The following is a 25765-nucleotide window of genomic DNA, read 5'->3' on the forward strand; positions in this document are numbered from 1 at the left end:
AAATTTAGGTAAGGATGTTCACTATGAAGATTAACCGTATTCATCATATAGCCATTATCTGTTCAGATTACGAGAAGTCCAAAGACTTTTATGTGAATAAATTAGGTTTTACCGTTTTAAATGAGGTATTTCGGGAAGAACGTGCTTCTTACAAGCTTGATTTAGCTGTTGGCGATACATATCAGATCGAGTTGTTCTCTTTTATAGACTCTCCAAATAGATTAAGTTATCCAGAGGCATTAGGACTTCGGCATCTAGCTTTTGAGGTAGATGATATTGAAGAAGCGGTAAAGGAGTTAACATCAAAGAATATCGTAGTAGAAGATATACGTATTGATGAAATAACAGGTAAGAAGTTCACCTTTTTTAAAGATCCAGATGATTTACCTTTAGAAATTTATGAAAGATAGCTATTAATAAGAAAGCGGAACGGGAAAGTTAGTAAATTGGATTTCCTGTTCCACCTTATTTATATCTCTAAATTGCAGAAATTAAGCGTTATTCTAAATTTCCATTGTTTAATCTTCTTTGCAGTTCTTTAATGACGAGTGATGGCTTACTTATGATCCCATCAACAGGAGTTCCAAAATAACTTTGGAGAGCGCTGATTGTTTTTGGGTTTAAATAACCGTCAACTATAAGGTTCTCTTTTGGTAGATTTGAAGGTTGGGATATAGGTGTAGGTGTTTGTCCAGACCTAGGGGCTACATATCTAACACCTTCCTCCTGACAAATAGCACGCACCACACATTCATACATACCTTCTCGATAGGTCTTGTCTTTGATTTTCTCTGATTGTGGCCCATCCACAAATTCGTATTCTACTATTGTGGTACGACAAGTTCCTGTGAGTCTATGCATATAATAAAAATCCCCACCGGATGAATTTTTGCGAGTGTACAAAGGTCGTGGTCTGACTGGATACCCAGCTTTCCTAAACTCCTCAACTAGCGATTGCTCAAACTTGCCGTCAGAATAGATGGAATGGATTGTTTCAGCCCCACTTCCACCGCCTGCGTTAAAATGATGTGAAATACACTTTTTATATTTCTTAACTTTCGAAGTTCTTGGTTCGGTATTTAGTGTAACATCACTTGTTCTAGTAGTATCACTAGCAATTCCTAGTTCGGATAGACGTCTGTCTACATAGAGTGCAGCTTCTAAGGTATACATCTTTTCCATATTTCCAATTGCTACGGCTCCCGGATCACTACCACCATGTCCAGCATCTTGAATCCAACTCATATATTAAATCACTCCTTTTCGATTATGTATTTTGTGCAGGCCTAAATCCTATTTTAGAAAGTAGGATATGGATGAAAAACATATAGATTGCCACATTGAGATCCGTATCTATTTTCTGTTTCATAGGCAGTCAGGATATTAAACTCGGTACATTTCCAAACCATACGCTTAAACGTAGAGCGGGAGATAGCGTGTTCGTTCAAGCCTATGTCTGTGCTACGTACAATTGATTTCATCGATTCATGGCAAACCCCTGGGACTTTTGATGCTAATTGAATTAACTGATTCAACCCGAACATTTCCCCTCGCGTGAACTTCATTTGATAATCAATGAGCCAAATTTCCATATTGGCTTTGTATTCCTCGTAATTTTCAAACTGTGAATATTCCTGAATATCCTTATCAGAGCTTATTTTTATTCTTCGCATAACTTGAACCCCCTTTCACCTTTGTTATAGTTTGCTAATGGGAAAAAGGGGGCGTTATTTATGAAAAAAATTTTAAATGGGAGAACTAAAAACGCTTATAGGATTTTATTATGATCGATTTGTACGAATTCCTTACACCTGTGTTTCTTCCTCATTTTACAGTGCATTTGACCCACGTCTTTAAACCTAAATGTTTATTGTCACATAATACTAAAATCCCATTTTGTATTAATTATGAAAATACTGGATTAAATTGAAGTAATATGTAAATGGTGTGACTTTTGATTTACGTGGAGGGAATAATATTTGAAGAGGCTTTTATTGAGTTTTGTTATGTTGGCATTGGTGCTTACGGCCTGTTCTAAAGATGAGGGTCAACCGGCGAACGCTGAGCCGAAGGAACCTAAGACTGAAGAATCAAAGCAGGCGGAAAAAGAAGCTAAAGCTGAGAAACCAGCGGAATCATATACTCCAAAAGAAGTGTCCTACTATGAAATTAAGGGGAGTGAACGTGAGTTAACAGAGATTGAGCAGGAAATGCTGCGACACCCTGGGATTTTTAGTAGTGATAACTATGATGAAGCCAAGGTGAAGGAAGCACTCGACGAGTTGCCAGATAACCTAACTGAGGAGCAGTATGTCGAAGAACTGAAATATTTATTTACCGAGGATTACCATGAAGAATTGGAAACGCTCCTGACGTTTGATTCCACTATTGAGGTCGATATTGATCGTCCGGATGAAACCGTAAATGCACCAACCTTAAAAACAGCTCATTATGCAATCTTAGTGGATGCCAGCGGGAGTATGGCGGCAAAAGTAGGTGGCAAGACAAGAATGGAAGCTGCGAAAGAAGCCGTAATGGAATTTGCAGAACAAATCCCAGAGAATGCTACGATTTCGCTGCGTGTGTACGGGCACAAAGGCTCAAACAGTAATGCAGATAAAGCTTTATCCTGTGATAGCACTGAAGTTTTATATAATAATAGTTTTGAAGCAGCGGGATTTCAAAATGCATTGTCACAAGTCAAACCAGTTGGATGGACGCCAATAGCGCTTGGGTTACAGATGGTTAAGGAGGACATCCCCGAAGGTACAGACGATGTAGTGGTGTATGTCGTAAGTGACGGAATTGAAACATGTGATGGGGATCCGGTTCAAGAGGCGAAAACCCTTGTATCTGCTGACATCCAAACAGTCGTTAACATCATTGGTTTTGATGTCGATAACGAAGGACAAAAGTTGTTGAAAGAGGTAGCAAATGCCGGAAATGGGGAGTTCACGTACGTCAACTCTGAACAGGATCTAAAGAAATACATGAGAGCCCAATACGAAGAAATTCAAAAGAGATGGTACGAGTGGAAAGAAGCCGGGAAGAAGCAAGCCTACGAAATCAAGGAAGAGAAAAAAATTTAGCTTACGAAACGAAAGAAAGCATGAAAGAAAAAAGCTACCAAGAGAAGGAGCGTATGAAAGAAGCGCAATCCTACCTTAAGGAACGTTTCCAGGACTACGACCATCCAGCACGGAAAATTTTCTCTGACATCGTCGATTATGGAAATGCCAAATGGCGCTATGCTGTTGACAATGGTAACCGGCTTTGGCGAGAAGCTGTTGACAACGGCAACCGTGAATGGCGTGAGTACGTTGACGAAGGAAACCAGAAGATACGCGAAACCATTGATAAGAAGAATGGGAATTAACAGACCAGGGAGAGTGCTCCTGGTCTGTTTTCGTGTGACTGAGAACGGGTCACTGTAAAAATGTGGTGGGACCAACCTGTCCCAGCGTCCCTAAACAAATGTGACTGTACCGAAAAAAATTTTTTTTCATAAAATAATGTAAGAGGAGGGGAGATTCATGTACCACATCACAAAAGATTACATTAGAAAAGGGAATTCTCGAAGTGGTCAACGCATAAACAAAGTGCGCTTTATTGTGAGTCATGATACTGGGAATCCAGGTTCAACCGCCTATAATAACCAGAGGTATTTTAACAACTCACAACCTAGTGCATCTGCTCACACTTTCATTGATGATAAATATATTCTTGAGATTATCCCACTTACTGAGAAAGCGTGGCATGTACAATACAATAAACCGAGAGATAATCAGCTTTTTGGGGCCGATGCAAACGATGCTGCAATTGGTGTAGAGCTTTGTCATGGTGGGAAAATTAATTTTAATGAAGCGTATAAACGTTATGTGTGGTATCACGCTTATCTTTGCAAAAAATTTAATTTACAACCCCAAAAGCATATTGTTGCACACAAAACGCTAGATCCACAAAGAAGGAGTGACCCAGAAAGTGCACTTAACCGGTATGGGGTCACCTGGTCAAAATTTATTAATGATGTTGAAAAAGAATTTAATAACGATGGTAAAAAAGAATTGATTGGAAAGAAGGAGGAAGATGATGTGTTAGATAAAGCAATCCTTATTGGCGGCTTCCCTGATTTTGCAGTAGCAGAGGTATTAGCAGCTCGAATAAAAGCACCTATTTATACTCGCGCTGCATATCCTGGAGGGAAAGTGACAAAAGAATTATATGTCGTAGGAGGGTCTACTGCAGGTTTACAAGCGGATAAGGTAATTAACCTATCGGGGGAAGACCGTTTTGCAGTAGCTGAAGCTGTTAATAAGTTCTTGGGATAAAATTTAAAAAGGATAGTTGTGGGGAGCATTGTTTTGTGTTCCCCTTTGACTCCCTGGGGTTGGATGGATATAAAGAATGATTTCATGATTAAATTAATTCACACAACCGAATTAAAGATGTAAAAGCTGCCTAAGCTTTATAAGTTACAGTGGGCTAGAAAATTCATTCCCATTATTTTCGTTCCTTAATTTTAATTAAACATTTACAATCCCTTAATAATCACCACCTATAATGGAAGGTAACCAGTTTTTAAGCATTCATTCAAAAGGGGAGATTGTCGATATGGCTATTCCTAAAGGGGTTATGAACAAGCCTGTGTTTATGAAATTATGGGAGAATTATCCGCTGTTTTCAAAGGTAATCTTAGATGTTGGTATTTTTCTAAAGTATAAAACGTTGAAATTGACTAAAATTCCGAGTATGATCACACTTCCCTCACGGAATGTAATTTATATTAATAATGCAGAAAATCGAGGAAGGGCCCTATTGATTAGTGATGGGATTACACAATCGCGCGTTACCGAATTCTGGGGAAATGCCGTGGAATCGTACAAGCCGACACTCGTTTTAGATATTGGTGTGAACTATGGAGAGTGCATTTTTTCTACAAAGTATGATAGAGATACGACAATCGTTGGAATTGAAGCAAATAAATATTTAATCGATTATATTGATCGTTCGCGTCAATTGCATGTTAACGGTAATCAAATCAAAATTATTCATGCTTTTGCGGGAGAGCATGTAAAAAAGGATCAAGCCTTTTTTATTGATACACATTGGTCTGGCACCTCTTCAGGCGTGCAAATTTCAGAAAAAAACTCGATTGAAAAAACGGAAGTGCCTGCGATTACAGTTGATTCCCTCTTTGACAAAGAAGCATTAGGCGATCAACGGCTTCTGTTTAAAATCGACGTGGAAGGCTACGAGTTTATGGTTATGAAAGGAATGCGAAAACTTTTAAGTAATTGCCATGATGTCCTAGGAATCGTTGAATTTGATAGCCGCTATCTTGAAAAGGCAGGGGTTAACCTAGAGTCTTATATGAATTTTTTAAGTGAGTATTTTGAGATTCAATTTTATGATATGGATAATCAATTAAAAAAATTATCATCTCCTTCCATTTCAGAATTGCTAAAGGAATTTGGAGCGGAGCACGTTCATACAGACCTAATTGTTTCAGCGAAGCGGAGCAAGGATAGAGATTCCCGAGTTTTATGTATGTCTCAACCATATTGATAAGCGGGGTGCTTGATTAAAGTTATTATTACATAATAGCGAAATTTTATTTCGGGAAAATCTGTACTAAACGAGAATTATTATTTCAAACAATCGTTTGTTTGGCTGTTGGGCTTAATAACGGCAAAAACTTTGAAATTTAATCAAACGCTTGTTTGGATGGTTTTATGGACCTGAAGAATTGGCTGTTATAGTAAGGGTTTTTCAAAAAAAAATTATTTTGATATTATGGTGCGTATAAAAGGGTAGGCCAGACGAGAATATTGATCCGTCAGGCCTTTTCTTTTGTGCTCTTTAGCATTTTTGGTGGACTCAACTCTAACAACCACTAATTTTACCCGAGATTACCTTACAAAGCTCAGTACTACTATAAATACTGGTGATTTCTTGATTGCTTGATAATGTCCAACAACCTCAAATCTTGTCCCGTAATACTATTATGGTGTTTGGAGGACCAATGCAAGGTTGTTTCCATTTTTCCCGATAATATTGATGTTTCCTATATTTTATGGGGGTGCGGGGACAGGTTCCGTGCCCCCGCGCCTGAATTTTTGATAGGTAAGAAGGAAAGGTACGTACAAAAATATGGATTATTAAATACCAAATATAATGATAACTAGAAATGATTATTCTTTCATTTTAGTTTTTTTATAGATGTTATAATTAGGAAAATGATGTGATGAAATAGGAGTAAAAAATGGCTATTTTTAAGGGTAGAGACGAATTAATTAAAAATTTTAATGCAGCTACAAGAGATCAAGATAAAAAAGGATTGTATGCCGAAATTGAAGTCGGTGATTTATTAAGCAAAAATTTACCTAATGATACATATGTTATTTCACATCCGGAAATTGGAAAAATGCAACCAGACTTTTTGGTAATTTCCCCTAGTTTTGGATTTAGGATAATTGAAGTCAAAAACTTTAGTATAAGGTATATCGAGGAAGTATTTTCAAATGGTTTACTAAAAACAAAATATGGGAAAATAAATCCATTAGGTCAAGTAAAAAAGCATGTCGATGCATTTAATAATTATTTGATATCAAGTCACCCTAATCTAGGAATAGATGATCCTTACAGAATGATTGGATACTGTGTAATTCATAAAGGGTTTTCAAAAAAAGAATTTGAATATAAATTTGGAAGGCAACTTTCTAACTTGAGTGCTCAAGAGAAAAATGACTATTTTAGAAACCACCTGTTCTTTAACGAACTAGGGAGTAACCTGAATTTTATATTAGAACGAGCGAGCAAATTCCATTACCCAAAGTTTCCTCTACGTAGAGATTTAATCAAAGAGATATCTGATAATGTGAAACTGTATGCTATAAAGAAAAATGATGATGAGGTTTATAGAAGGATCTTTGAACAAGAGGAGATAACGGAACGATTAAATACTGAAGTAAAGCAAATAAAAGAAGATATGGAAATTTACCGCCTAAACATCCAAAAAGACAAAAGCGAGACAAATCAGAAGGATAAAGGCAAATTAAGAATTCTCCTAATTCCGATAATAGGCGTACTTGCTATAATATTCACTCTGGTGATTATTAATCAACAGGGAAGTATTGGAATATTAGAAAATGACAATAAAATATCATCTAATTCTGATGTTTTAGACAGTTTTTCGAATTTAGACAGCAACGTGGATGAATATGTCACGTTGGAAGCCAAAGTAAATAGATTTTACTTTGATTCCAAAAGTGGCACGAAATTTCTTACCCTTTCAGATGGAGAACAAGAAATTGAGGCCGTAATTTTTAAACATACAAAGGTGCCTTTCATAGAGGAAGGAGATTCCTTAGTTTTTGAGGGATTTATTCAAAATACAAGGGATGGTAAGGGTATTGAATTGAGGATTGAACGTATTGATAAGTAAAAATGAAGCTATGGTTAAATTAATTTATATAAGAGCGAAAAGGTAAATATTTTGACAGTATGGAAGATGGTTTGTAGGAACAGAATTTGTCGTTTTTGAAGGCACATTGAGTTAAAAAACTCTTTGTGCCTTTTCTCGTATATAACTGGACGATGGCCAGCTGTGAAATACAAACAAAAATAAAAAATTGGTTTTGCACAGATACTAAGGTTGTAATTCACTTAACGTAAAGGCGAGGGATACAATGGAATCCACAACTTTTCAAAGAAATATAACCGACTCCACTACCTATCAAAAGGACTTATCCTCTAATGCATTAAAATATATTGCCCTTATTGCCATGTTTTTTGATCATCTTTTTGCTGGTTTTATCCCTCAGGAAACGGTAGCGGGGTTTGTTTTACGAATTCCTGGAAGGGTTGTTGCTCCGATTTTTTGTTATTTTATCGCAATGGGATATTTTTACACATCCAATATTACCAAGTATATTGAGAGATTGGTCATTTTTGCAGCTATCTCTCACTTTCCGTACGTATTATACTTTAAATTACCATGGTGGAAAGCAACGAGTGTCATGTGGGGTTTAGCATTAGGGTTAATTGCTTTGAACATTGTAAAAAGTGAAAGACTGCCGCTTTACCTGAAACTAGCCCTTGTGTTTGTTTGTTGTATGCTTGCATATCCAGCAGATTGGAATTATATTGCCGTTTTGTGGATTGTGTTTTTTGGCATTTTTCGCGGACAATTAAATAAACAAATAATCAGCTTTATTTTTATAGGGCTTTTTTTGCATATCATACCTGAAATCAGAAATTTGGGCTGGCGCCATGCCTATCAATTTGGAATCTTCTTGGCCATTCCATTGTTGATAATGTACAAAGGCAGACGTGGTAAAAAATCAAACCTGTTAAAATGGGGTTTTTACGTCTTTTATCCATTACATTTAATCATTTTATATATGTTAAAATACATTGTTTTTACCTAGTGGAGGTAGTATGAAAAAATTAATTGCACTTATATCGCTAGTATTCGTACTGACAGCTTGTTCCTCTTCAGTTGTGGAAGAACCAATTGTTGAAGAGGCGATTGCGCCTGTACAGGAAACAGATCCACTAGAAGAATTGGAACCAATCCCAACTCCAGTAAAATACGAAGGAGATTTGGAATTACCGATTAACGGGGCGACAGGTTACACATCTATCGATTTAAACGTAATGTCATCTCCAACGTTAGAATCTGAAACGGTTGAAACGTTGAAGGCTGGTACAGCTTTTACGATTGAAAAAGAGGAAGGGAAATGGTGGTTCTTCCAAAATGCGACTTCCGAGGGTTGGGTAGACAGTACGTACTGTTTCATTAACCTTCCAGACGTGATTCCTTCCATTGTATATGATAGTACCAATACCTATTCTTCCGAATTTGTTTCTTCCGGAAAAACAATTCCTGGAATAACAGGACAAACTTTATACGAAGGAAAAACATTTAACGAGAGACTTGGAAAAGAGGAATATATTGTTCCTGTATTGTATTCCATGTCCCAAAAAATAGTTCTCGCTCAGCAAGAAGCATTATCTAATGGGAATACGTTGGTCATCTATGAAGGGTATCGACCATATTCAGCTCAAAAAGCAGTCGTTGCAGGATTGACGAAACTAGCAAACGTCGATAAAAGCGTGATGGCTGGCATCAACACGGCTCCTTGGAGTACAAATTGGTTTATCGCTACAAGTGTTTCAAATCATCAAATGGGTTATGCGATCGATGTAACTCTGGCTAAAATTGATTCTAAAGAAGAGGTAGCAGTAGGTGGGTATTTAGTTGTTGATATCACCGATTACTCAGAGTACACAATGCCAACTCCAATGCACGAACTAAGTTTGGCATCTATTACATTTACCAAACCAGTTCCATCAACCTCTCCAACAGCTTGGAAAAATGTAAAATTAGCAGATTCAATGAATGAATCAGCCATTACACTTCAAAAATATCTAACAAATGCAGGTCTAACCCCATTAGCTTCGGAATGGTGGCACTTCAATGATTTGGATGCAATGATTGCGACAAAACAGCATCCAAGTGATGGAGGATATGTACTAACGGAATGTTTCAGTGTAACTCCATAGTAGGACAGAGGGACAGGTCCCTCGTCCCAGATTCTTTTGAACACCTTAATGATCTTAAGGTGTTATTTTTATATAATGAAATTATTTTTTAGGATAATCTGTCCTAATTAAGGTTTTATATTTCAAACAAATGTTTGTTTGGTGGGTAAGAATAGCGATATAAATAAGTTTGGAATTCAAACAAGCGTTTGTTTGGATGAAATTTTGGACTAGGAAATTAGGCTGTTATAGTGAGGGAATATAGGATTATGTTTTCCTGAAATACTAAATAGGGGATTGGCAAGCAAAAGTATATTTTAGATATAGCAAATTCCCTAAATATGTCATACACTTTAATCAGAGTACATATGACAAGGAGGCTTACTATGATATCCCGTAAAGAGTTTGAGCTTATTAAACAGGAAACATTGGAATACTTTAAGAAGTGCAAGATTGCTTTGACAGAGGAAGAGATTGATAGACTTGAAATTGCAGATTTTGGGTTAAATAGAGTAAGAGAACTCGGTTTACAGTTGATGGTATACATCAACACGGAACGCTGTTGTGCGAAGGACTTAGTGCTTCTTCCAAACCAAACTTGTCCTGAACATCTGCATCCACCTGTAGGAGAATCTCCTGGTAAAGAGGAGACTTTTAGATGCCGTTATGGAACCGTTTACTTGTATGTGCCGGGTCCTGCAGTGGACCAACCAAAAGCAAAAGTTCCGGAAGATAAAAAAGATACCTTCACCGTTTGGAATGAAATCATCTTAAAACCTGGGGAACAATATACGTTAGAACCAAATACCTTGCACTGGTTCCAAGCAGGGGAAGAGGGTGCTGTGGTATCCGAATTTTCTACGATGAGTACGGACGAATACGACGTTTTTACTGATCAAGAAATAAAAAGGATTCCTGAAATTGAATAAGATCAATATCTCGATAAAATAAAAATAAAGGCACAACGCGCGGTTAAAAACCAATTCGTTGTGCCTGTGTTATTTTTAGTGAGTGTGGGACAAGGAACCTGTCCCCGCGTCCCGACTTTTCTTCCAAATCCGTTCGTTTTGAACCAGTCTTGTTTCGAATAGTTTCAACGGGTCGTAGTAGATTTCTGGGTTTGATTTCATTTTTGCTAACGTTTCTTTGTCTTGTTCTACTTGCCCTTTTGTTTCTTCAATCGTTTTAGAAAGCACATTTAACGATTCTTTGTAAAATAGTCCGATATCCTGCTGCAGCGATTTATTGAAGAAGTCAAATTGCTGCCAAAATTTACTTTGAATAGATTCGACAACTTCCAAGTACGATGCATTTTCAACATAGCGTTTGTACTGGTTGAACATGTAAGCTTGCTGCTTTTGGGGTAGCAGACCTAGCACTTTGCCTGCCCCCTTTAGCAACACCTGAGCTGGGTTGTGACGAAGCATGATGTTTTCCTTTTCAATTTGAATTTGATAGGTCATGCGACTGATGTCCCTACGCCAATCCTCAACCACCTTGAAGTCACATTGCAGCTTGAGTTCCTTTTCTGGATACCCCTCGGAGAGTGACTCGGTCATGCCGTCTAAGTAGTCCTGAGTAGCCACTAATTTTTGATTTGTGCTATCAATCCATTCCTGAAGTTTTTCAGTAAGACCTGGTACAATCTCCTGATTAAACAAGCTTCGAATTTCTTCATTCATTTTTTCGTTTAACTCAATATGAAGTTGGTTTAGATTACTTTCTTCTGTTATATACTCCGAGCAGCCGGCAAGGATTTTTGGTATTTTTTGAGTGATGTCATGTTTAACCTCAGATATAACTGTTGCAAATGAATCAACAATTTCTTTACTTTGGTCTATTTCCTTATCGTGCAGACTGTTGTCGAATCCAGTTAGCCGGGTGATAAATTCTTCATTATGGGCGATTAACTCTATCAGCTTGTTTTCAGAGTCAACTCGCTTTTTAAGGAGGTTGGAAATCGTTTTTCTAAGTAAAAATAGGATTTTTTCAACGCGATTGCCTGTACGGTAGCTTGCCTTAATGTCACGTAGGACATTTACGTTGCTAAAAGAATGAATAACCGCATCTGGGAAGTACTCCTTAATTTTTCCCTCGTTAAACATGTTACGAAGTACAAAATGGACTGGAGTATCCTTGGCGGAATGTTTGATTTGGGCAAGATAATCTAAGTCCAATTCCGTGAGTACCTCGGCTTCATGCACAAATAGAACGCCATCTACGACAGGCAAATAGCCAAATGTTTTCCGTTTTTCCATAAAGTACTCGTTGTAGCCAGTGGTGTTCAACCTTAGACCCGACTGTTGTAATCGGGTGGAAGGTAGGCTTGCTTCTACAATTGAATCTGGATTTGTAATCTCCTCGAATACTGTCAGAGGATTGCGACCAGTATCGGACACCTCAACAAAATCCTTCTTTTCTCCATATTGAATGCACGCAAAAGAAGAGAGTGATGGAGTCAGAATTTCCTCTTCCAGAATCGAGTTAATGAAAGACCCTTTCCCTTTACCTAGGACAAGCAAGTTCGTTGTCGCTACATCAAAAAGTTGGTCAAAGCCCCATACTAGGCGTTTACTTGTTTCGATATTATTTTTATGAGCCCAATCGATAATGGTCTTCATAAAGTGATGACACTCATCCATGGATATCTTGCGGCTTTGTGCATTTTCTAGAACAATCTCAGCCTCTTTGACAATCACCGTTTTGAACGCTGAAGGAAAAATATCATCCCACGCTAAGATTGCAGCTGCGGCATTCAATCCATTCGTTGCAGTGGTTGTATTCAACCAATTAATCAGCAATTTCGGCATTAATTTTCCAATGTCACGCAATAAATAATTTCCTGTTGTTAATTGAAGATATGTCTCCTCAAATAAACTTGAAATCACATGCCAGGACTCATACGGATTGATCTCTAAATCTTTCATAATCTGAATGACTGAATGTAACCAATCTAGGTGGTGATCTGTATTTTTGTAGTTTTGCCAAATAGCCGCCAATAGCTGTTTAAATCTAGACTGGTCAAGTTCATATAAATTCCGCAACACCGAAACGAATGTATCAGGTGTAAATGCATGACCATGACCAGCTTCGCAATAATCAATTAAAGCATCAAACCAAACAAGGTCTTTTGTCCGCTTAGCTTCATTAATCGCTAGCTCAACCGCATTTTTCCAATCTTCCTGTTCCTCATAAAAACGCTTGGCAATTGATGTTAGTTCGGGATAATCAGGATTTCCGTCAATCGCTTCCTGCAAAACTCGATAAGCTGCATCAAGCTTGTTATCCTCAAGATAAAGGGAGAACAGGCATAATGAAACCTCACTTGTCAGTATTTTATTTTTCGAAATTATCGAGCCATACATTTCTTCTGCATTTGAGAGTAATCCAAGCTCATAATAGGCATCAGCAATATTCTTTTTCGCCCATGGTTGGAGATCATTGGTGATATTCTCCCATTTATAGATAGCTGCTTCATAATCCTTAGAATGAAAGTAAATTTCCCCTTGGGCAAAGCGAATATTTGCCAGATCATACATTTCCTTTTCCTGCTCAACCATGTATGCCTCGCCAAGAATATCAACAGGATGTCTCTTATCATTTTCAGGAATAAACGCCTCATAATACCTTTTCGTAATAAACTCATGTTCAGATTTCATATGTAAACCTCCATTGCTGGGTCGGGGATTTCCGCCTGGTGCCTCAAAAGTCCCATTCTTTTGGGACAAAGGGACAGGCTCCTTGACCAAAACGAAATAATTTCAGGTGTACTCTCTTAAGGGTAGTCGAATACCCTATCATAAATATATACGATGGAAATGCGCTCAATATGTCGGTTGATGTATGAAACAGAATTTTATACATTAGAAATGGTCCAGATTTCAAACAATGGTTTATTAGTCCAAGACTTTGTATTAGGAAGGATGTTATTTAATCTAAAAAAGCATGGACTGGAACTCCATGCTTTTCAAACAGCACTTATTCTAAATATTCTTCAATCACATGATCCTCAACTGTGGCACCGTCGTCAGAGTAAATGCCTGTATACATATCATATTCAGGCATGTAATAGTGGGGTCAAAAGGCTTCGTCGAGATTGTGTGAAGAGTATCCCAGTAAGGTCTGTCGTGGATACCTTTTACGTCCTTGTTTGGCTATTCTTATTTTTGATCACCACGCGGTTTACTGTTTTCAAATCCTTCACCATCAGAGTGGCTAGCAGTATAATAAAACAAGGACTCCAGCTGACGGTGAGAAAAAAAGAATCCATGAAATCATGTAGCGTTGCTCGTGCAACGAGGTGGGACGAGGGGACAGGTCCCTTGACCCTGGGGAAATATGGTGGGACAAAGAACCTGTCCCTCCTGTCCCTATAATTGTAGTGCGCCGTCTGAGTCGATTTCGATGTTTGTGTTTTCGAGCATTTCTCCATTGTTTTTTAGGGCGTAATAGGTCCCCTCTATTTGTATGATGCCAGTCTTCATTTCCCCGTTATCAGCAAGGTAATACCATTTGTCATTAACCTTTTTCCATCCGATGGCCATATCACCATCTGGATTCAAGTAGTACCACTTTCCATCCACTTTAACCCATCCGGTTCTCATTTCTCCGTTATCAGCAAGGTAATACCATTTGTCATTTACTTTTTTCCACCCGATGGCCATATCACCATCTGGGTTCATGTAGTACCACTTTCCATCCACTTTAACCCATCCGGTTTTCAATTCGCCATTATCAGCAAGGTAATACCATTTGTCATTTACTTTTTTCCATCCGATAGCCATATCTCCATCTGAATTCAAGTAGTACCATTTCCCATCTACTTTAACCCATCCGGTTTTCATTTCGCCATTATCAGCAAGGTAATACCATTCCCCATCCACCTTCTTCCATCCAGTAGCCATACTACCATCAGGGTTTAAATAGTACCACTTTCCATCATCTTTTAACCATCCAGTTTTCATTTCGCCATTATTGGCAAGGAAATACCATTTCCCATTAACCAATTTCCACCCAGTAGCCATGCTGCCATCAGGGTTAAGATAATACCATTTACCTTCATCCATTAACCATCCAGTCTGCATGACTCCGTTCGAATTAAAGAAGTACCACTTGTTGGTAAAAACCCATCCAGTTTGCTTTCCACTATTATTGGAGCTCGCCGCACCTGCACCAAACGCATTGCGGACATCTTTTAAAAATTGGCCCCAAGATACTCCATTTTTGTTTAATGCATTCTGTGGATCGGATCTTCTCGCGGGATCTAAATAACTGTGCGAGACAATATGTTTTTGGGGATCTAGATTAAAGGTTTTGCAGAGGTAAGCATGGTACCAGACATAACGCTTATACGCTTCCTGAAAATTAATGGCACCCCCATGACACAATTCCACGCCAATTGCAGCATCATTTGCATCATCGCCAAACATCTGATTATCCTTCGCAATATCGTAACGTACATGCCAAGCTTTTTCATTCAGAGGGATGATTTCCAGAATATATTTATCGTCAATAAAGGTATGAGCCGAAGCCGATGGCTGTTGATTATTAAAATAGTTCATATTTTGGTAAGCCGTCGACCCAGGATTTCCAGTATCATGACTCACAATAAATCGAACTCTATTTAACTTCTGGCCAGACCGAGAATTGCCTAATTTAATATAATCTCTTGTAATATGGTAACTCACCATAATTCCTCCCTTCCCAATATCATATGTAAGTTCTCCCAATTCGTGTGGACGTTGGGAGAGGTTAAGGGAATGGAGACACAAGTCTATCTATTGTTAAGTAAAATGGATTTATTTTTAAATGTATCTAATTTTGGATGATTAGACAATTATTATATAAAGGGAACATACTAAAATGAGCGATTTTTTACTAATCGCTCATTTTAGTATGTGTATTAAATTAATATCGTGTTAGTCAGATTACCTGGCTAGTTTTTCTTCTGTATATGCGCTCGTATTGGACAAGTGTAATTTCGAATATCTACAATGTGTCATAGTGTATTTCTGGGGTGGACTTTATTCTTACTAGGGTTTCTATATCTTGGTTCAAAACGGTTCGTTGTTTCTTCAAATGATCGAATAGTTCCTCTAGCCGGTTCCTTAGAGAATAAACCGACATCTTGTGATAGTGAGTATTTGTAATTGTTTAATTTCTGCCAAAATTTTGCTTGGATAGAACCAACAACTTCGATCGTTAATGTTTTGTTTTGGGAAATTATGGTTGGAGAGGAACCTATCCCTCTGTCCCTAGTAACTGAAGTTTTCCTTTAAATAAGCAATATATGCTTCGTAAAATTCAATTTCAGAGTCCAAATTATATATCTCGTCTGGAATTTCTCTTAAATTTTGTAGTTCTTTGTGGTAAGCACCCATTCGGTCTTGTATTTCTTTCATTTGTTTCTTTATTACGGTTAGCTGACTTTCTTCTAAATTGGGCTGAATTGATTGTTGATAAAATACCTCAAGTTCAATTGTTTCCTTATCAATTAGATTTTCTAATTCAGGAATACGATTCTCGCGGAAAGCTTTATCGTCGGCTTTCTCTTTCTTTAATTGATTCAGTGTTTGATTTAGAATATTTAAATCCGTTGTAGCCCCTCCGGCGGATCTATTTTTATAGGAAAAAGACTCGAGTCGCTCTGGTGGCTTTGGCTTTGACTTTGTTGTGGATTGCTTTTTTTCGGTAGTTTGTTGAGAATCAACTTTACTTATAGTGGTGTTATTATTTGAAGGATTATTTGTGTGAAAGTTTTCTTTGTTTCCAGTTGTTTTAATCGTTTTGTTATCAACTTTTGCACGATTACATATTGTTTTATTTTGAACACTTTGATCTGTGAGAACTTCTTCTTCTTCAATCACAGGATCAATTGGTTCCTTATTTACTTGTGTAGTCAGCTTTTTATCCTTAGTAATTACTTCAATGTCAGCTTTTGATTTATCTTTTGCGATTTCTTCCTGTGCTTGACAACCTACCAGAATACCCAAACCCATAACTGTAGTAAGTAGTTTTTTCAATGAGAATCCCCCTTGTTGATGAAATTGAATTGATGACTTTACGAGAATATCATGTTCTGGATAATAATTGGTAGTTGAAAATAATGTAAAAATTTTAGGTGTATGTACTTAAAAACAAATCAGACCCAAAAATAACCAAAAAAATGTATAATGATGATAGTACCTTAAAGTGAAAATGAAGTGAGGGGAGGAATTATAGTCATGTATCGTAACGTATTGTTATGGATCATCCTCATTATGGTCATAGCTTTTTTAACAAGCTGTAATAATGATCCGAAACCGGAAGATCGTTTTCAAGCATTTATCTCTGATTGGGAAAAACACGATTTTGAAAAAGTATATAGTCAATTTTCAGAAGATGTTAAAGAGAAGGTAAACAAGGATGAATTTGTAGAACGGTTTGATAAGATATACAGTGATATCAATATAAATAACCTTAATATCGATTTCAAAGCTCCAGAAGAAGAAATAGAACCTAATGAGCAGGGTGAAGTCGCTTTTACATATGACCTGTCAATGGAAACGATTGCGGGTCCTGTCGAATTCTCGGAACAAGCAACACTCGTTTTAGAAGAAGAGAAAGATGAAAAGAAGTGGGCTGTTAGATGGGAACATGCGATGTTCTTTCCAGACATGGAGGAAGGGGATGAAATCGGCCTCGAGCAATCATCGCCAAGGCGTGGGGAAATTCTTGATCGTAATGGTGTAAAGTTAGCGGAAAATGGACTGGTTTATGAAATCGGAATGGTCCCAGAAGACCTTGGTGAAAATAAAGAGGCTACAATTACAAAAGCCGCAGAATTATTAAATACGACACCCGAGTCGATTCAAAAGGAGTTAAATGCTTCTTGGGTTCAACCTCATTATTTTGTACCGATTGCAAGACTACCATTAGAGGAACAAGAACTTGCGACAGAGTTAACCCAATTGAGTGGAGTGCTATCAAAAAAGGTGGAATCTCGTGTATATCCGTTTAAGGAGGCGGCTGCACATTTAATTGGTTATATTGGAAAAGTAACAGCTGAGGATTTGAAAAACCTAGAAGGTAAAGGATATTCAGCGAATGATATAGTAGGGAAAAAGGGTCTAGAGTTTGTATTGGAGGACCGTTTAAGAGGAGAAAAAGGAGTACATCTCTACATTAAAAAGGCAAATGGTACTGAAAATGTCACCTTAGCGAAAAAAGAAGCAAAGGATGGCGAAACGATTCGCTTAACAATTGATATTGATGTCCAGCAAGTCGCGCATGATCAACTGGGCGGAAATGCCGGGGCGGCAGCAGCTATCCACCCACTAACTGGTGAAGCACTTGCACTTGTCAGTAGTCCGTCATTTGATCCAAATGCCTTTGTGTTAGGAAATGCTCCATGGAACGTATTAAATGAAGATCCACTTAAACCATTAGTCAACCGTTTTATATTAACCTATGCACCTGGTTCCACCTTTAAACCACTTACAGCGGGAATTGCACTTGAGAACCAAGTGATTACCCCAGAAACTTCAATTGACATCACAGGGAAGCAGTGGCAAAAGGATAGCTCATGGGGCGGATATTCTATCACAAGGGTTACTGATCCTGGAAAACCGGTGAATTTAAGAGATGCCTTTGTATACTCTGACAATATTTATTTCGCACAGGCTGCATTAGGTATTGGTGGAGAACGCTTTGAATCAGAATTAACAAAATACGGATTTGGAGAACCATTCCCATTCGAATATCCTGTCTATGAGTCAAAGGTTTCAAATGAAGGCTTAAACTCTGATGTATTAACAGCAGATACAGGATATGGCCAGGGGCAGCTTGAAATGAGTCCAATCCACTTGGCAGTTTCTTTTACACCATTATTAAATTCTGGAAACCTGATAAAGCCGAAGCTACTACTTGATGAGTCGGTGGCTGAACCTGAGTTTTGGAAAGAAAATGTTTTAACACCTGAAAACGCAAAAATCATTTTAGATGATCTTGTGCAGGTTGTAGAGGATCCGAATGGTACTGCGAATGATGCGAAAATTGAAGGCATAAGGCTTGCGGGAAAAACAGGTACAGCTGAGTTAAAAGCAACAAAAGATGAGGATGGCCAGGAAAACGGTTTGTTTGTTGGATTCAATACAGAAAATCCAAGCCTTTTAGTAGCCATGTTGATTGAAGATGTAAAAAACGGAAGTTATGATGTAACACCGAAGGTTAAGGCTATCCTTGAGTCTGTTTTAAGATAAAAATGCCTGAAGGAATGAATATGACAATTATAGTGTGATAGTATTTGGAAAACGGATAAGAAATGTTAGGCTGTCAAGATAACCTTGACAGCTTTTTACTTTTAGGTTTGTTTCCGGGAATCTAAAGGATAAGAGAATCCTATTCACCCAAATAAAATTGATGGCCATCTATTGTTATTGTAATATATGATTATGTATTAAGTATAAAAAAGACTTGTAAACTATTAAATTAAGAAATATGAGGGAGAAAAATGAGAAAGATTACCTGCTCTATAATATTATGTTTATCAATATTCCTTTTTCTAATCAACTCTGCCTTTGCTGAAGACCAAGTAATGGAAATGGAAAAACCTATTTTACAGTTTCCAGTTATAAGTGATGTCCACATTGGAGGGTATGGTGCACAGGAAAAGGGGTTTGAGCACGCTTTAAAAACGTATAAACAACTTGCTCCGAATTATCAAGCTATTGCAATCGTTGGTGATTTGACTCAAAGTGGACAACCCTTCGAATATGATGGCTTTAATCAAATTTTAAATTATTTTTCCCACCCAAGTGCAGAAAAAATTATAACAATGGGAAATCATGAGTTTTTTGAAGGACGTTATTGGCCAAAGCCAGAGCATACAGAACAATATTTTATCGATCGATTTATCGATAAAACAAAAATGCCTGGCTTGTATTATGACAAATGGATTGAGGGGTATCATTTCATTGTATTAGGTGGTGAAGAATCGCGAATGACCAACCCTAGTAATGGAGATGATGCCATTATTTCTGATGCACAATACAATTGGTTACAAGAAAAGCTAAAAGAGAATGCAGGCCCTAATAAACCGATATTTGTTTTCCTGCACCAGGCTATAAATGGAACTGTATATGGAAGTGATGAATGGGGGAGTGAATTAGAAAAATTAAATGATATTTTAAGTCAATATCCACAGGCCATTTTATTTACTGGTCATTCTCATAATCTATTAAATCATCCAAGAACTGTATACCAAAATGAGTTCACGATGGTTAATGCAGGTTCGGTTGCTTATGGATGGGCTGATGGGGGATATTCTCTTGGGCTCTCACAGGGATTATTGGTCAATGTTTTTGAGAATAAGGTTGAAATTAAGACAAGAGATTTTACGAAGAATAAATGGCTTGATTCATACATCATTCAAATCCCTTTTGAAAAAACGATTGATGATACAATTCCTCCTTATTTCATAAATGAATATGTAACTGTGGAGGATATTAAAGAAACACAAGTCAAACTAACGTGGAACGCTGCACTAGACAATGAAACACTTGTTGACCGATATTATATTAATTTAGATGAAAAAACATTAAAAACGGAGTATACCGAATTTTGGAATCCAACAACATTACCGAGAGAAATCTCTACTATTCTTTCTAACTTGGAAAGCGGTACGACATACACAATGGAATTAGTAGCAGTAGATGCATGGAAAAACCCTTCGAAACCTGTTACGTTTTCTTTTAAAACAAAGGATTATAATGGCTGGTGGTTTCTCGATAATACCTGGTATTACTTCGAATCGAATATAAAGAGGCAAGGTTGGTTATTCGATGATGGATACTGGTATTATTTAGCCCCTGATGGAGCGATGCAAACCGGTTGGATTGAAGAGAATGGAGTGGAGTATTATTTAGATAAAAGTGGGGCCATGCAGACGGGCTGGCTAGAAATTGACAAAAAACGGTATTACTTTAATGAAAATGGAACCAAGCAAACCGGTTGGAAGTATTTGAATGGAACCTGGTATTATCTTGGTCAGGATGGAATTATGCAAACTGGATGGATTGAAGAAAATGGAGTGAAATATTATTTAGATGAAAGCGGCGCTATGAAAAATGGTTGGTTCGAAACCGATAAAAAATGGTATTACCTCAGTGATAATGGTACCATGCAAACTGGTTGGAAATATGTAAAGGGAACCTGGTATTATCTTGGTCAAGATGGAATCATGCAAACAGGCTGGATTCATGTTGGAGGCAAATGGTACTTATTAGACAGCACAGGTGCAATGCGAATCGGTTGGATAAAGGATAAGGAGCATTGGTATTACCTGGATACGAATGGCGTAATGCAAGCAGGTTGGCTAAAAAACGGGGCAGACTGGTATTTCCTAGACTCTTCTGGTGCCATGCAAACAGGCTGGTTAAAAATCGGCTCAGATTGGTATTTCTTTGACTCTTCTGGCGCCATGCAAACAGGCTGGCTAAAATCCGGCCCATACTGGTATTTTCTAAACTCATCTGGAGTGATGCAAACGGGATGGTTAAAATCTGGCTCAGATTGGTATTTCCTTGGAACTTCTGGCGTAATGCAAACAGGATGGATATTTGATAATAATGCTTGGTATTATCTTGATATGAGCGGTGTTTGGAGGTCTGTGTCCTAGTCGCTTACCCTATGACCTAGATGATATCATAAGAAAGGGTCCAATAAGCAAAAAACTTATTGGACCCTTTTTACATTTTAAATCTGATTTGCAAGTATTGTTATTGCTGCACTTCCTAAAATCACTAGAGCTGGAAGAGAGATATATAAAAGAGTTCTGTTTCTCTTTCTTTTCCTTTCCATTTCTTCTGGCGTTATCCATGTACTCATGATTTGTTTAACCTCCTCGTTTTCGGTAGCTGGCTGGCCTAGTTATAGAACTTTAGCCCCTATAGCTTTGCGTAGTCACTTTTCAGTGATTTTGCTATTCTCGTACGAATTTTTTCAAATCCTGTATTAATATCGTCGTATTTTGTCGAAAGTTTAATAGGCAAAAGGACCTAAACAGAACGGAGGGACAGGTTCCTTGTCCCAGGAAAAATTTGGTGGGGTAAGGAACCTGTCCTCCTGACCTATAATTAATTCATTCATTTTTTGAACAAAAAGTATTGAAAGTGGGCCTGAGATGGTGTAAATTTAAATAAAAATGTATCGAAGGGTGTCGAATTTTGAATATAGAACTGTTAAAAATCTTAAGAGAATGTAATAAAAATAATCAATGTACACAACATGAGCTTGCAGAAAACTGCCATTTTACACTTGGAAAAACAAATAATTTAGTGAACAACTTGCTAGAAAAAGGGCTGCTAAAAAATGCCGAAAACGGCTTTGGAGTAACGGAGGCAGGACAAAATTTACTTGAGGAACACCGTGTGGATAACGCGATTATCCTTGCTGCAGGCTTTGGTTCACGTTTCGTTCCAGTCACTTATGAAACCCCGAAAGGTTTGGTAGAGGTTTTCGGTGAGCGGATGATTGAGCGCCAAATTAAACAGCTGTTGGAAGCAGGAATCACCGACATTACTGTCGTTGTTGGCTATAAGAAGGAGAAATTCGAGTACCTTATCGATAAGTATGGGGTTAAGCTCGTTTATAATGAAGAATATGACACTAAAAATAACCTTGCAACTGTGTATCATGTTCGTCATTTACTAAAAAATACTTACATCTTAACAAGTGACAACTATTTTACGAAAAATCTATATAACAAATATGAGTTTGAAGCTTGGTATTGTGCTGTAAAATCAGAAGGCTACACACCGGAATGGTGCTTACAAATCGACGATAATAATCGTATTGTCGACGTGGAAATCGGCGGTACCGATATGTGGCATATGTATGGATCTGTGTTTTTCTCACAAGATTTTTCGGATACACTCGTTCCTCTTTTGGAAAAGGCCTACCACACACCTGGTACGGAGGACGATTATTGGGAACATGTCTTTATGAACAATCTCGAAAGCTTTGAAATGTACATCAATCCGCAAGGGCCGAATGTTGTTTATGAATTTGAAAGCCTTGAAGAACTCAGAGAATTTGATACAAGCTATCGTGAAAATTCGAAAAGTGAAACGATGTCATTATTGTCGTTCATTTTTAATATAAAAGAAGATGAAATTAAGAATATTAAGCCAATCAAAGTAGGTATGACCAATAATTCATTCCGTTTTTCAATAAGTGAAAAACAATACGTTTGTCGCATTCCTGGACAGGGGACAGAAAATCTCATCCATCGCAACGAGGAATACGAAAGCATCCAAGCGGTTCAGCCGTTAAGGATTACAGAAAACATCGTGTATATTGACCCGAAAACCGGTATTAAAATTTCTGAATACGAAACAGGATCAAGAAGTGCCGATGAACAAAATGAAATTGAGCTGAGAAAGAGTATGAACCTATTAAGAGAGCTTCATACAAGTGGAATCGTTGTGCCTCATCATTTCGACATTAAACAACAGATATTATTTTACGAGGACCTCTGTAAAACGCATAAAGCAGTTCTTTTTGAGGATTTTTCTGAGGTTCGTGAAAAAATGAATGACCTTCTATCTGTCCTTGAAAAAATGGATCTTCCATCTGTTTTTTGTCATATTGATGCCCATGTGGATAATATCTTAGTTTTGCCAGATGGGAAACTCAAACTCATTGACTGGGAATATTCGGCAATGTGCGATCCAGTGATTGATCTTTCGATGTTTGCGCTGTACAGCAATTACAATCAGGAGCAGCTGGAAAACATCATAAACTATTATTTTGAAAATGGTCCAACAGATGAAGAGCGTCTCAGAATTTATATGTATATATCACTTAGCGGTTTCTTATGGTCTATGTGGGCTCAATATAAACAAGCCTTAGGAGTGAAGTTTGGAGACTACACGCTTAAGATGTATCGTTATGCAAAAAACTATTATAAAAAGAGCATGGAATTGATGGGAGAACGAAAGTATGAATCCACAAAATAAGAAACAGGAAATTGATTGGTTTTTAACACTTACACCGCTTGTTATTACGATTGTCTTAGCACTTGTTCTTTTTCTTTTTCCAAGTGCAAGCGGGAACGTAATCGAAATACTTAGAAGTATTTTAGTAGGGGAGCTTGGCGCATTTTATTTAGTATTTGGACTGGCTGTATTTTTGATATCAGTCTGGGTTGCTTTTTCTCGTTATGGTAGAATCAAGCTTGGTACCCTCGAAAAACCACGATATAAGGGGCTTACTTGGGGAATCTTGATTTTTACCTCAACGATGGCTGCTGATATTTTATATTGGTCATTAATTGAGTGGGCCTATTATTTCGGTGCCAACCCGTTTGGAATTGAAGATTTAAGCTTAGCGCAGAGACAGGATTTTGCTTCTGCCTACCCTCTATTTCACTGGGGACCAATCGCCTGGAGCTTTTATATCCTTCCTGCAGCTGCTTATGGGTATATGATGTTTGTTAAAAAACGGACTCGTCAAAGATTGTCAGAGGCATGCCGTCCTGTAATCGGAAAGCATGCAGATGGCGTTTTGGGAAAAGCGATTGATATTTTCTCGATTATTGGTTTGCTTGGGGGGACAGCTACAACGTTCTCGTTAACAACCCCATTGCTTTCGAACGTAATTTCGAATTTATTTGGGATTCCTCAGGGTGTAGGGTTAATGATTTTTATTTTAGTCATTATTGCTGTTATCTATACTACTGCTGTTACAATCGGGATGAAGGGGATCTCGAAGCTCGCAAATATATGTGTGGGTACATTTGTTGTGCTTCTTGCGGTATTCCTTTTCTTAGGACCAACGAAGTTTATCGTTGAAAGTGGAGTTACAGGAATAGGAAAAATGATAAATGATTTCTTCAGTATGGCAACCTGGATGGATCCACTTCGCGTTTCTGGAGAAGGTGGTTCAGGATTCCCGCAGGACTGGACAGTCTTCTATTGGGCATATTGGATTACATGGTTTGTCGCAACACCATTCTTTATCGGTAAGGTGTCAGAAGGAAGAACAATTAAAGAAACGATTGTAGGTGGGTATTCCTTTGGTTTACTAGGAACATTTTCTTCATTTATTATTTTCGGTAACTTTGGACTTTTCCACCAAACACACGGGAACGTAGACGCTGCGGGAATGCTAGCAACAGGAGTAGGACCAGATGAAGTCATCCTTCAGATATTCAACCAACTTCCGATTCCGATGATTGGACTTGCGATATTGGCCATTGCGATGATCGCTTTCTACGCAAGTACGTTTGATGCGTTAACTTATGTAGTAGCTGAATATTCATTGAAAAAATTAGAAATTGGCAAAGAACCACCTAAATTTTTAAAAGTATTCTGGTCATTAATCTTTATTATTTTACCGATTGCCCTGTTATTTAACGAATCAACACTAACTATGCTACAGACGGTCGCCATCATCACGGCCTTCCCACTAGCACTCATTATGGGAATCATCATTTACAGCTTCATCAAAGATCTGCGCACCCATCACTAGGGAACAGGTCCCTTGCTTTTATTTCTGTTAAACATGATTAAACAGTACGTGCTCCTATTGTAGATGGTAGTTTGTTATATGGAAACAAACATTCAACTTATCTGCAATAGGAGCACTTTTTGCATTCCTTAATATGTCTACAAAACAATTCATTTACGATATGTGGAGGTTGGGCAAACGAATGGAGCTGTCTTACGCGCACCTCATGATTGATCTAGCTTAAAGGTACTAATTATCGACAAAATAGGACAAAAGGCCCTTTCAATCTATTTATATCTTATTTTATAGTAAATATGAAGCATACATAAATCGTACGAAAAGGCAAAATCATTGAAAGATGATGACGCAAAACTAGAGGGGCTACGGTCTTTTGGACTATGCTAGCCAGTTGCCGAACACGGACTCTTTCGATTTATGTGATAAACCGAAAGGGGAATATGCATGAAAAAAGTCATTTACAAAGCAAAATACTATTGGCACAGCATTCAGTTTAACAAAAACCGAGCACTCTTAGAGGATTGCCTTTGTCAAGAGCTAAAAATCGATATTCAGTCAAAAATGCAATACCATGAACGTGAAGCCATAAACTATATAACTAAACTTTAAAAAATTTGCCCCTACCAACCCTTGGTGGGGGCACTTTCGTCCAGTTAGGCACCTTGCACCTTTGTACCTATTTCTGTCTGGGACAAGGGACTCGCCCCTCTGA

At 37.8% G+C, this 25765-nt stretch carries 18 protein-coding genes, 3 pseudogenes and 2 riboswitches; of the genes and pseudogenes, 13 read left to right on the forward strand and 8 right to left on the reverse strand.

Features of this window, described 5'->3' with window-relative positions:
- Positions 1-23: 23 nt before the first annotated feature.
- Entirely contained in the window at positions 24-410 is a 387-nt protein-coding gene (gene gloA2 / locus DZB84_RS10340; protein WP_116352173.1) for an SMU1112c/YaeR family gloxylase I-like metalloprotein, read from the forward strand.
- An 88-nt stretch (positions 411-498) separates the two neighbouring features.
- Here gloA2 and DZB84_RS10345 read toward each other — a convergent pair whose 3' ends face one another.
- Together DZB84_RS10345 and DZB84_RS10350 are read right to left on the reverse strand one after the other, a co-directional pair.
- The gene (locus tag DZB84_RS10345) at positions 499-1245 is read right to left on the reverse strand and encodes an N-acetylmuramoyl-L-alanine amidase (protein WP_116352174.1); all 747 of its coding nucleotides are present in this window, start codon (positions 1243-1245) and stop codon (positions 499-501) included.
- A 53-nt stretch (positions 1246-1298) separates the two neighbouring features.
- Positions 1299-1673 carry a hypothetical protein gene (locus DZB84_RS10350; protein WP_116352175.1) on the reverse strand — a complete coding sequence of 125 codons (375 nt, stop codon included), beginning with the start codon at positions 1671-1673 and terminating at the stop codon, positions 1299-1301.
- Between the two features lie 321 nt (positions 1674-1994).
- Here DZB84_RS10350 and DZB84_RS10355 point away from each other — a divergent pair, with 321 nt between their 5' ends.
- The 8 genes and pseudogenes from DZB84_RS10355 (at position 1995) to DZB84_RS10385 (ending at position 10475) form a co-directional block, all read left to right on the forward strand.
- Positions 1995-3089 (forward strand): vWA domain-containing protein, encoded by a 1095-nt coding sequence (locus tag DZB84_RS10355; protein ID WP_223254415.1) that lies wholly within the window; start codon positions 1995-1997, stop codon positions 3087-3089.
- Positions 3032-3376, forward strand: coding sequence for a hypothetical protein (locus DZB84_RS25260; RefSeq protein WP_223254416.1), 345 nt, complete (start codon positions 3032-3034; stop codon positions 3374-3376). Before DZB84_RS10355 ends, DZB84_RS25260 begins: the two co-directional genes overlap by 58 nt.
- Before the next feature lie 157 nt (positions 3377-3533).
- Positions 3534-4043, forward strand: a pseudogene (locus DZB84_RS25265) (peptidoglycan recognition protein family protein); the annotation flags it as partial.
- Positions 4044-4611: 568 nt separating this feature from the next.
- Positions 4612-5565 (forward strand): FkbM family methyltransferase, encoded by a 954-nt coding sequence (locus tag DZB84_RS10365; protein ID WP_189655212.1) that lies wholly within the window; start codon positions 4612-4614, stop codon positions 5563-5565.
- A gap of 697 nt (positions 5566-6262) precedes the next feature.
- Positions 6263-7444, forward strand: coding sequence for an NERD domain-containing protein (locus tag DZB84_RS10370; RefSeq protein WP_116352178.1), 1182 nt, complete (start codon positions 6263-6265; stop codon positions 7442-7444).
- A gap of 244 nt (positions 7445-7688) precedes the next feature.
- Positions 7689-8429, forward strand: coding sequence for a TraX family protein (locus DZB84_RS10375; RefSeq protein ID WP_116352179.1), 741 nt, complete (start codon positions 7689-7691; stop codon positions 8427-8429).
- A 10-nt stretch (positions 8430-8439) separates the two neighbouring features.
- Positions 8440-9567, forward strand: a complete 1128-nt coding sequence (locus DZB84_RS10380) for a M15 family metallopeptidase (protein ID WP_116352180.1) — start codon at positions 8440-8442, stop codon at positions 9565-9567.
- A gap of 365 nt (positions 9568-9932) precedes the next feature.
- Positions 9933-10475, forward strand: a complete 543-nt coding sequence (locus DZB84_RS10385; protein WP_116352181.1) for a D-lyxose/D-mannose family sugar isomerase — start codon at positions 9933-9935, stop codon at positions 10473-10475.
- A 75-nt stretch (positions 10476-10550) separates the two neighbouring features.
- Here DZB84_RS10385 and DZB84_RS10390 read toward each other — a convergent pair whose 3' ends face one another.
- From DZB84_RS10390 to DZB84_RS10405, 5 genes and pseudogenes are all read right to left on the reverse strand, one after another.
- On the reverse strand, positions 10551-13205 hold the full coding sequence (locus tag DZB84_RS10390; protein WP_116352182.1) for a tetratricopeptide repeat protein: 2655 nt from the start codon (positions 13203-13205) through the stop codon (positions 10551-10553).
- A 711-nt stretch (positions 13206-13916) separates the two neighbouring features.
- Positions 13917-14090, reverse strand: a complete 174-nt coding sequence (locus DZB84_RS25645) for a hypothetical protein (RefSeq protein ID WP_411266260.1) — start codon at positions 14088-14090, stop codon at positions 13917-13919.
- Positions 14088-14681 (reverse strand): annotated as a pseudogene (locus tag DZB84_RS24715) (choline-binding protein A); the annotation flags it as partial. The pseudogene DZB84_RS24715 and the gene DZB84_RS25645, both read right to left, overlap by 3 nt.
- Positions 14682-14732: 51 nt before the next feature.
- Positions 14733-15236, reverse strand: a pseudogene (locus tag DZB84_RS24720) (peptidoglycan recognition protein family protein); the annotation flags it as partial.
- A gap of 564 nt (positions 15237-15800) precedes the next feature.
- Positions 15801-16568, reverse strand: coding sequence for a hypothetical protein (locus DZB84_RS10405; RefSeq protein ID WP_116352185.1), 768 nt, complete (start codon positions 16566-16568; stop codon positions 15801-15803).
- A 201-nt stretch (positions 16569-16769) separates the two neighbouring features.
- On the opposite strand from DZB84_RS10405, the gene DZB84_RS10410 reads away from it, so the two are divergent.
- On the forward strand, positions 16770-18785 hold the full coding sequence (locus tag DZB84_RS10410) for a penicillin-binding transpeptidase domain-containing protein (protein ID WP_116352186.1): 2016 nt from the start codon (positions 16770-16772) through the stop codon (positions 18783-18785).
- Positions 18786-19036: 251 nt separating this feature from the next.
- Entirely contained in the window at positions 19037-21202 is a 2166-nt protein-coding gene (locus tag DZB84_RS10415) for a metallophosphoesterase (RefSeq protein ID WP_116352187.1), read from the forward strand.
- A 77-nt stretch (positions 21203-21279) separates the two neighbouring features.
- Here the strand turns inward: DZB84_RS10415 and DZB84_RS25440 are convergent, their stop codons facing one another.
- On the reverse strand, positions 21280-21411 hold the full coding sequence (locus DZB84_RS25440) for a hypothetical protein (RefSeq protein WP_262983948.1): 132 nt from the start codon (positions 21409-21411) through the stop codon (positions 21280-21282).
- Between the two features lie 21 nt (positions 21412-21432).
- Positions 21433-21517, reverse strand: a riboswitch (cyclic di-GMP riboswitch).
- 232 nt (positions 21518-21749) lie between these two features.
- On the opposite strand from DZB84_RS25440, the gene DZB84_RS10420 reads away from it, so the two are divergent.
- Complete coding sequence (locus tag DZB84_RS10420; protein WP_223254417.1) at positions 21750-23543, forward strand: phosphotransferase; 1794 nt, start codon at positions 21750-21752, stop codon at positions 23541-23543.
- On the forward strand, positions 23527-25056 hold the full coding sequence (locus DZB84_RS10425) for a BCCT family transporter (protein ID WP_116352188.1): 1530 nt from the start codon (positions 23527-23529) through the stop codon (positions 25054-25056). The genes DZB84_RS10420 and DZB84_RS10425 overlap by 17 nt, the downstream gene beginning before the upstream one ends.
- Positions 25057-25366: 310 nt before the next feature.
- Positions 25367-25452, forward strand: a riboswitch (cyclic di-GMP riboswitch).
- Positions 25453-25765 lie beyond the last annotated feature (313 nt).

This window comes from Bacillus sp. HNG (genome assembly GCF_003400205.1).
Classification (GTDB): Bacteria; Bacillota; Bacilli; order Bacillales; family Bacillaceae_L; genus Ferdinandcohnia.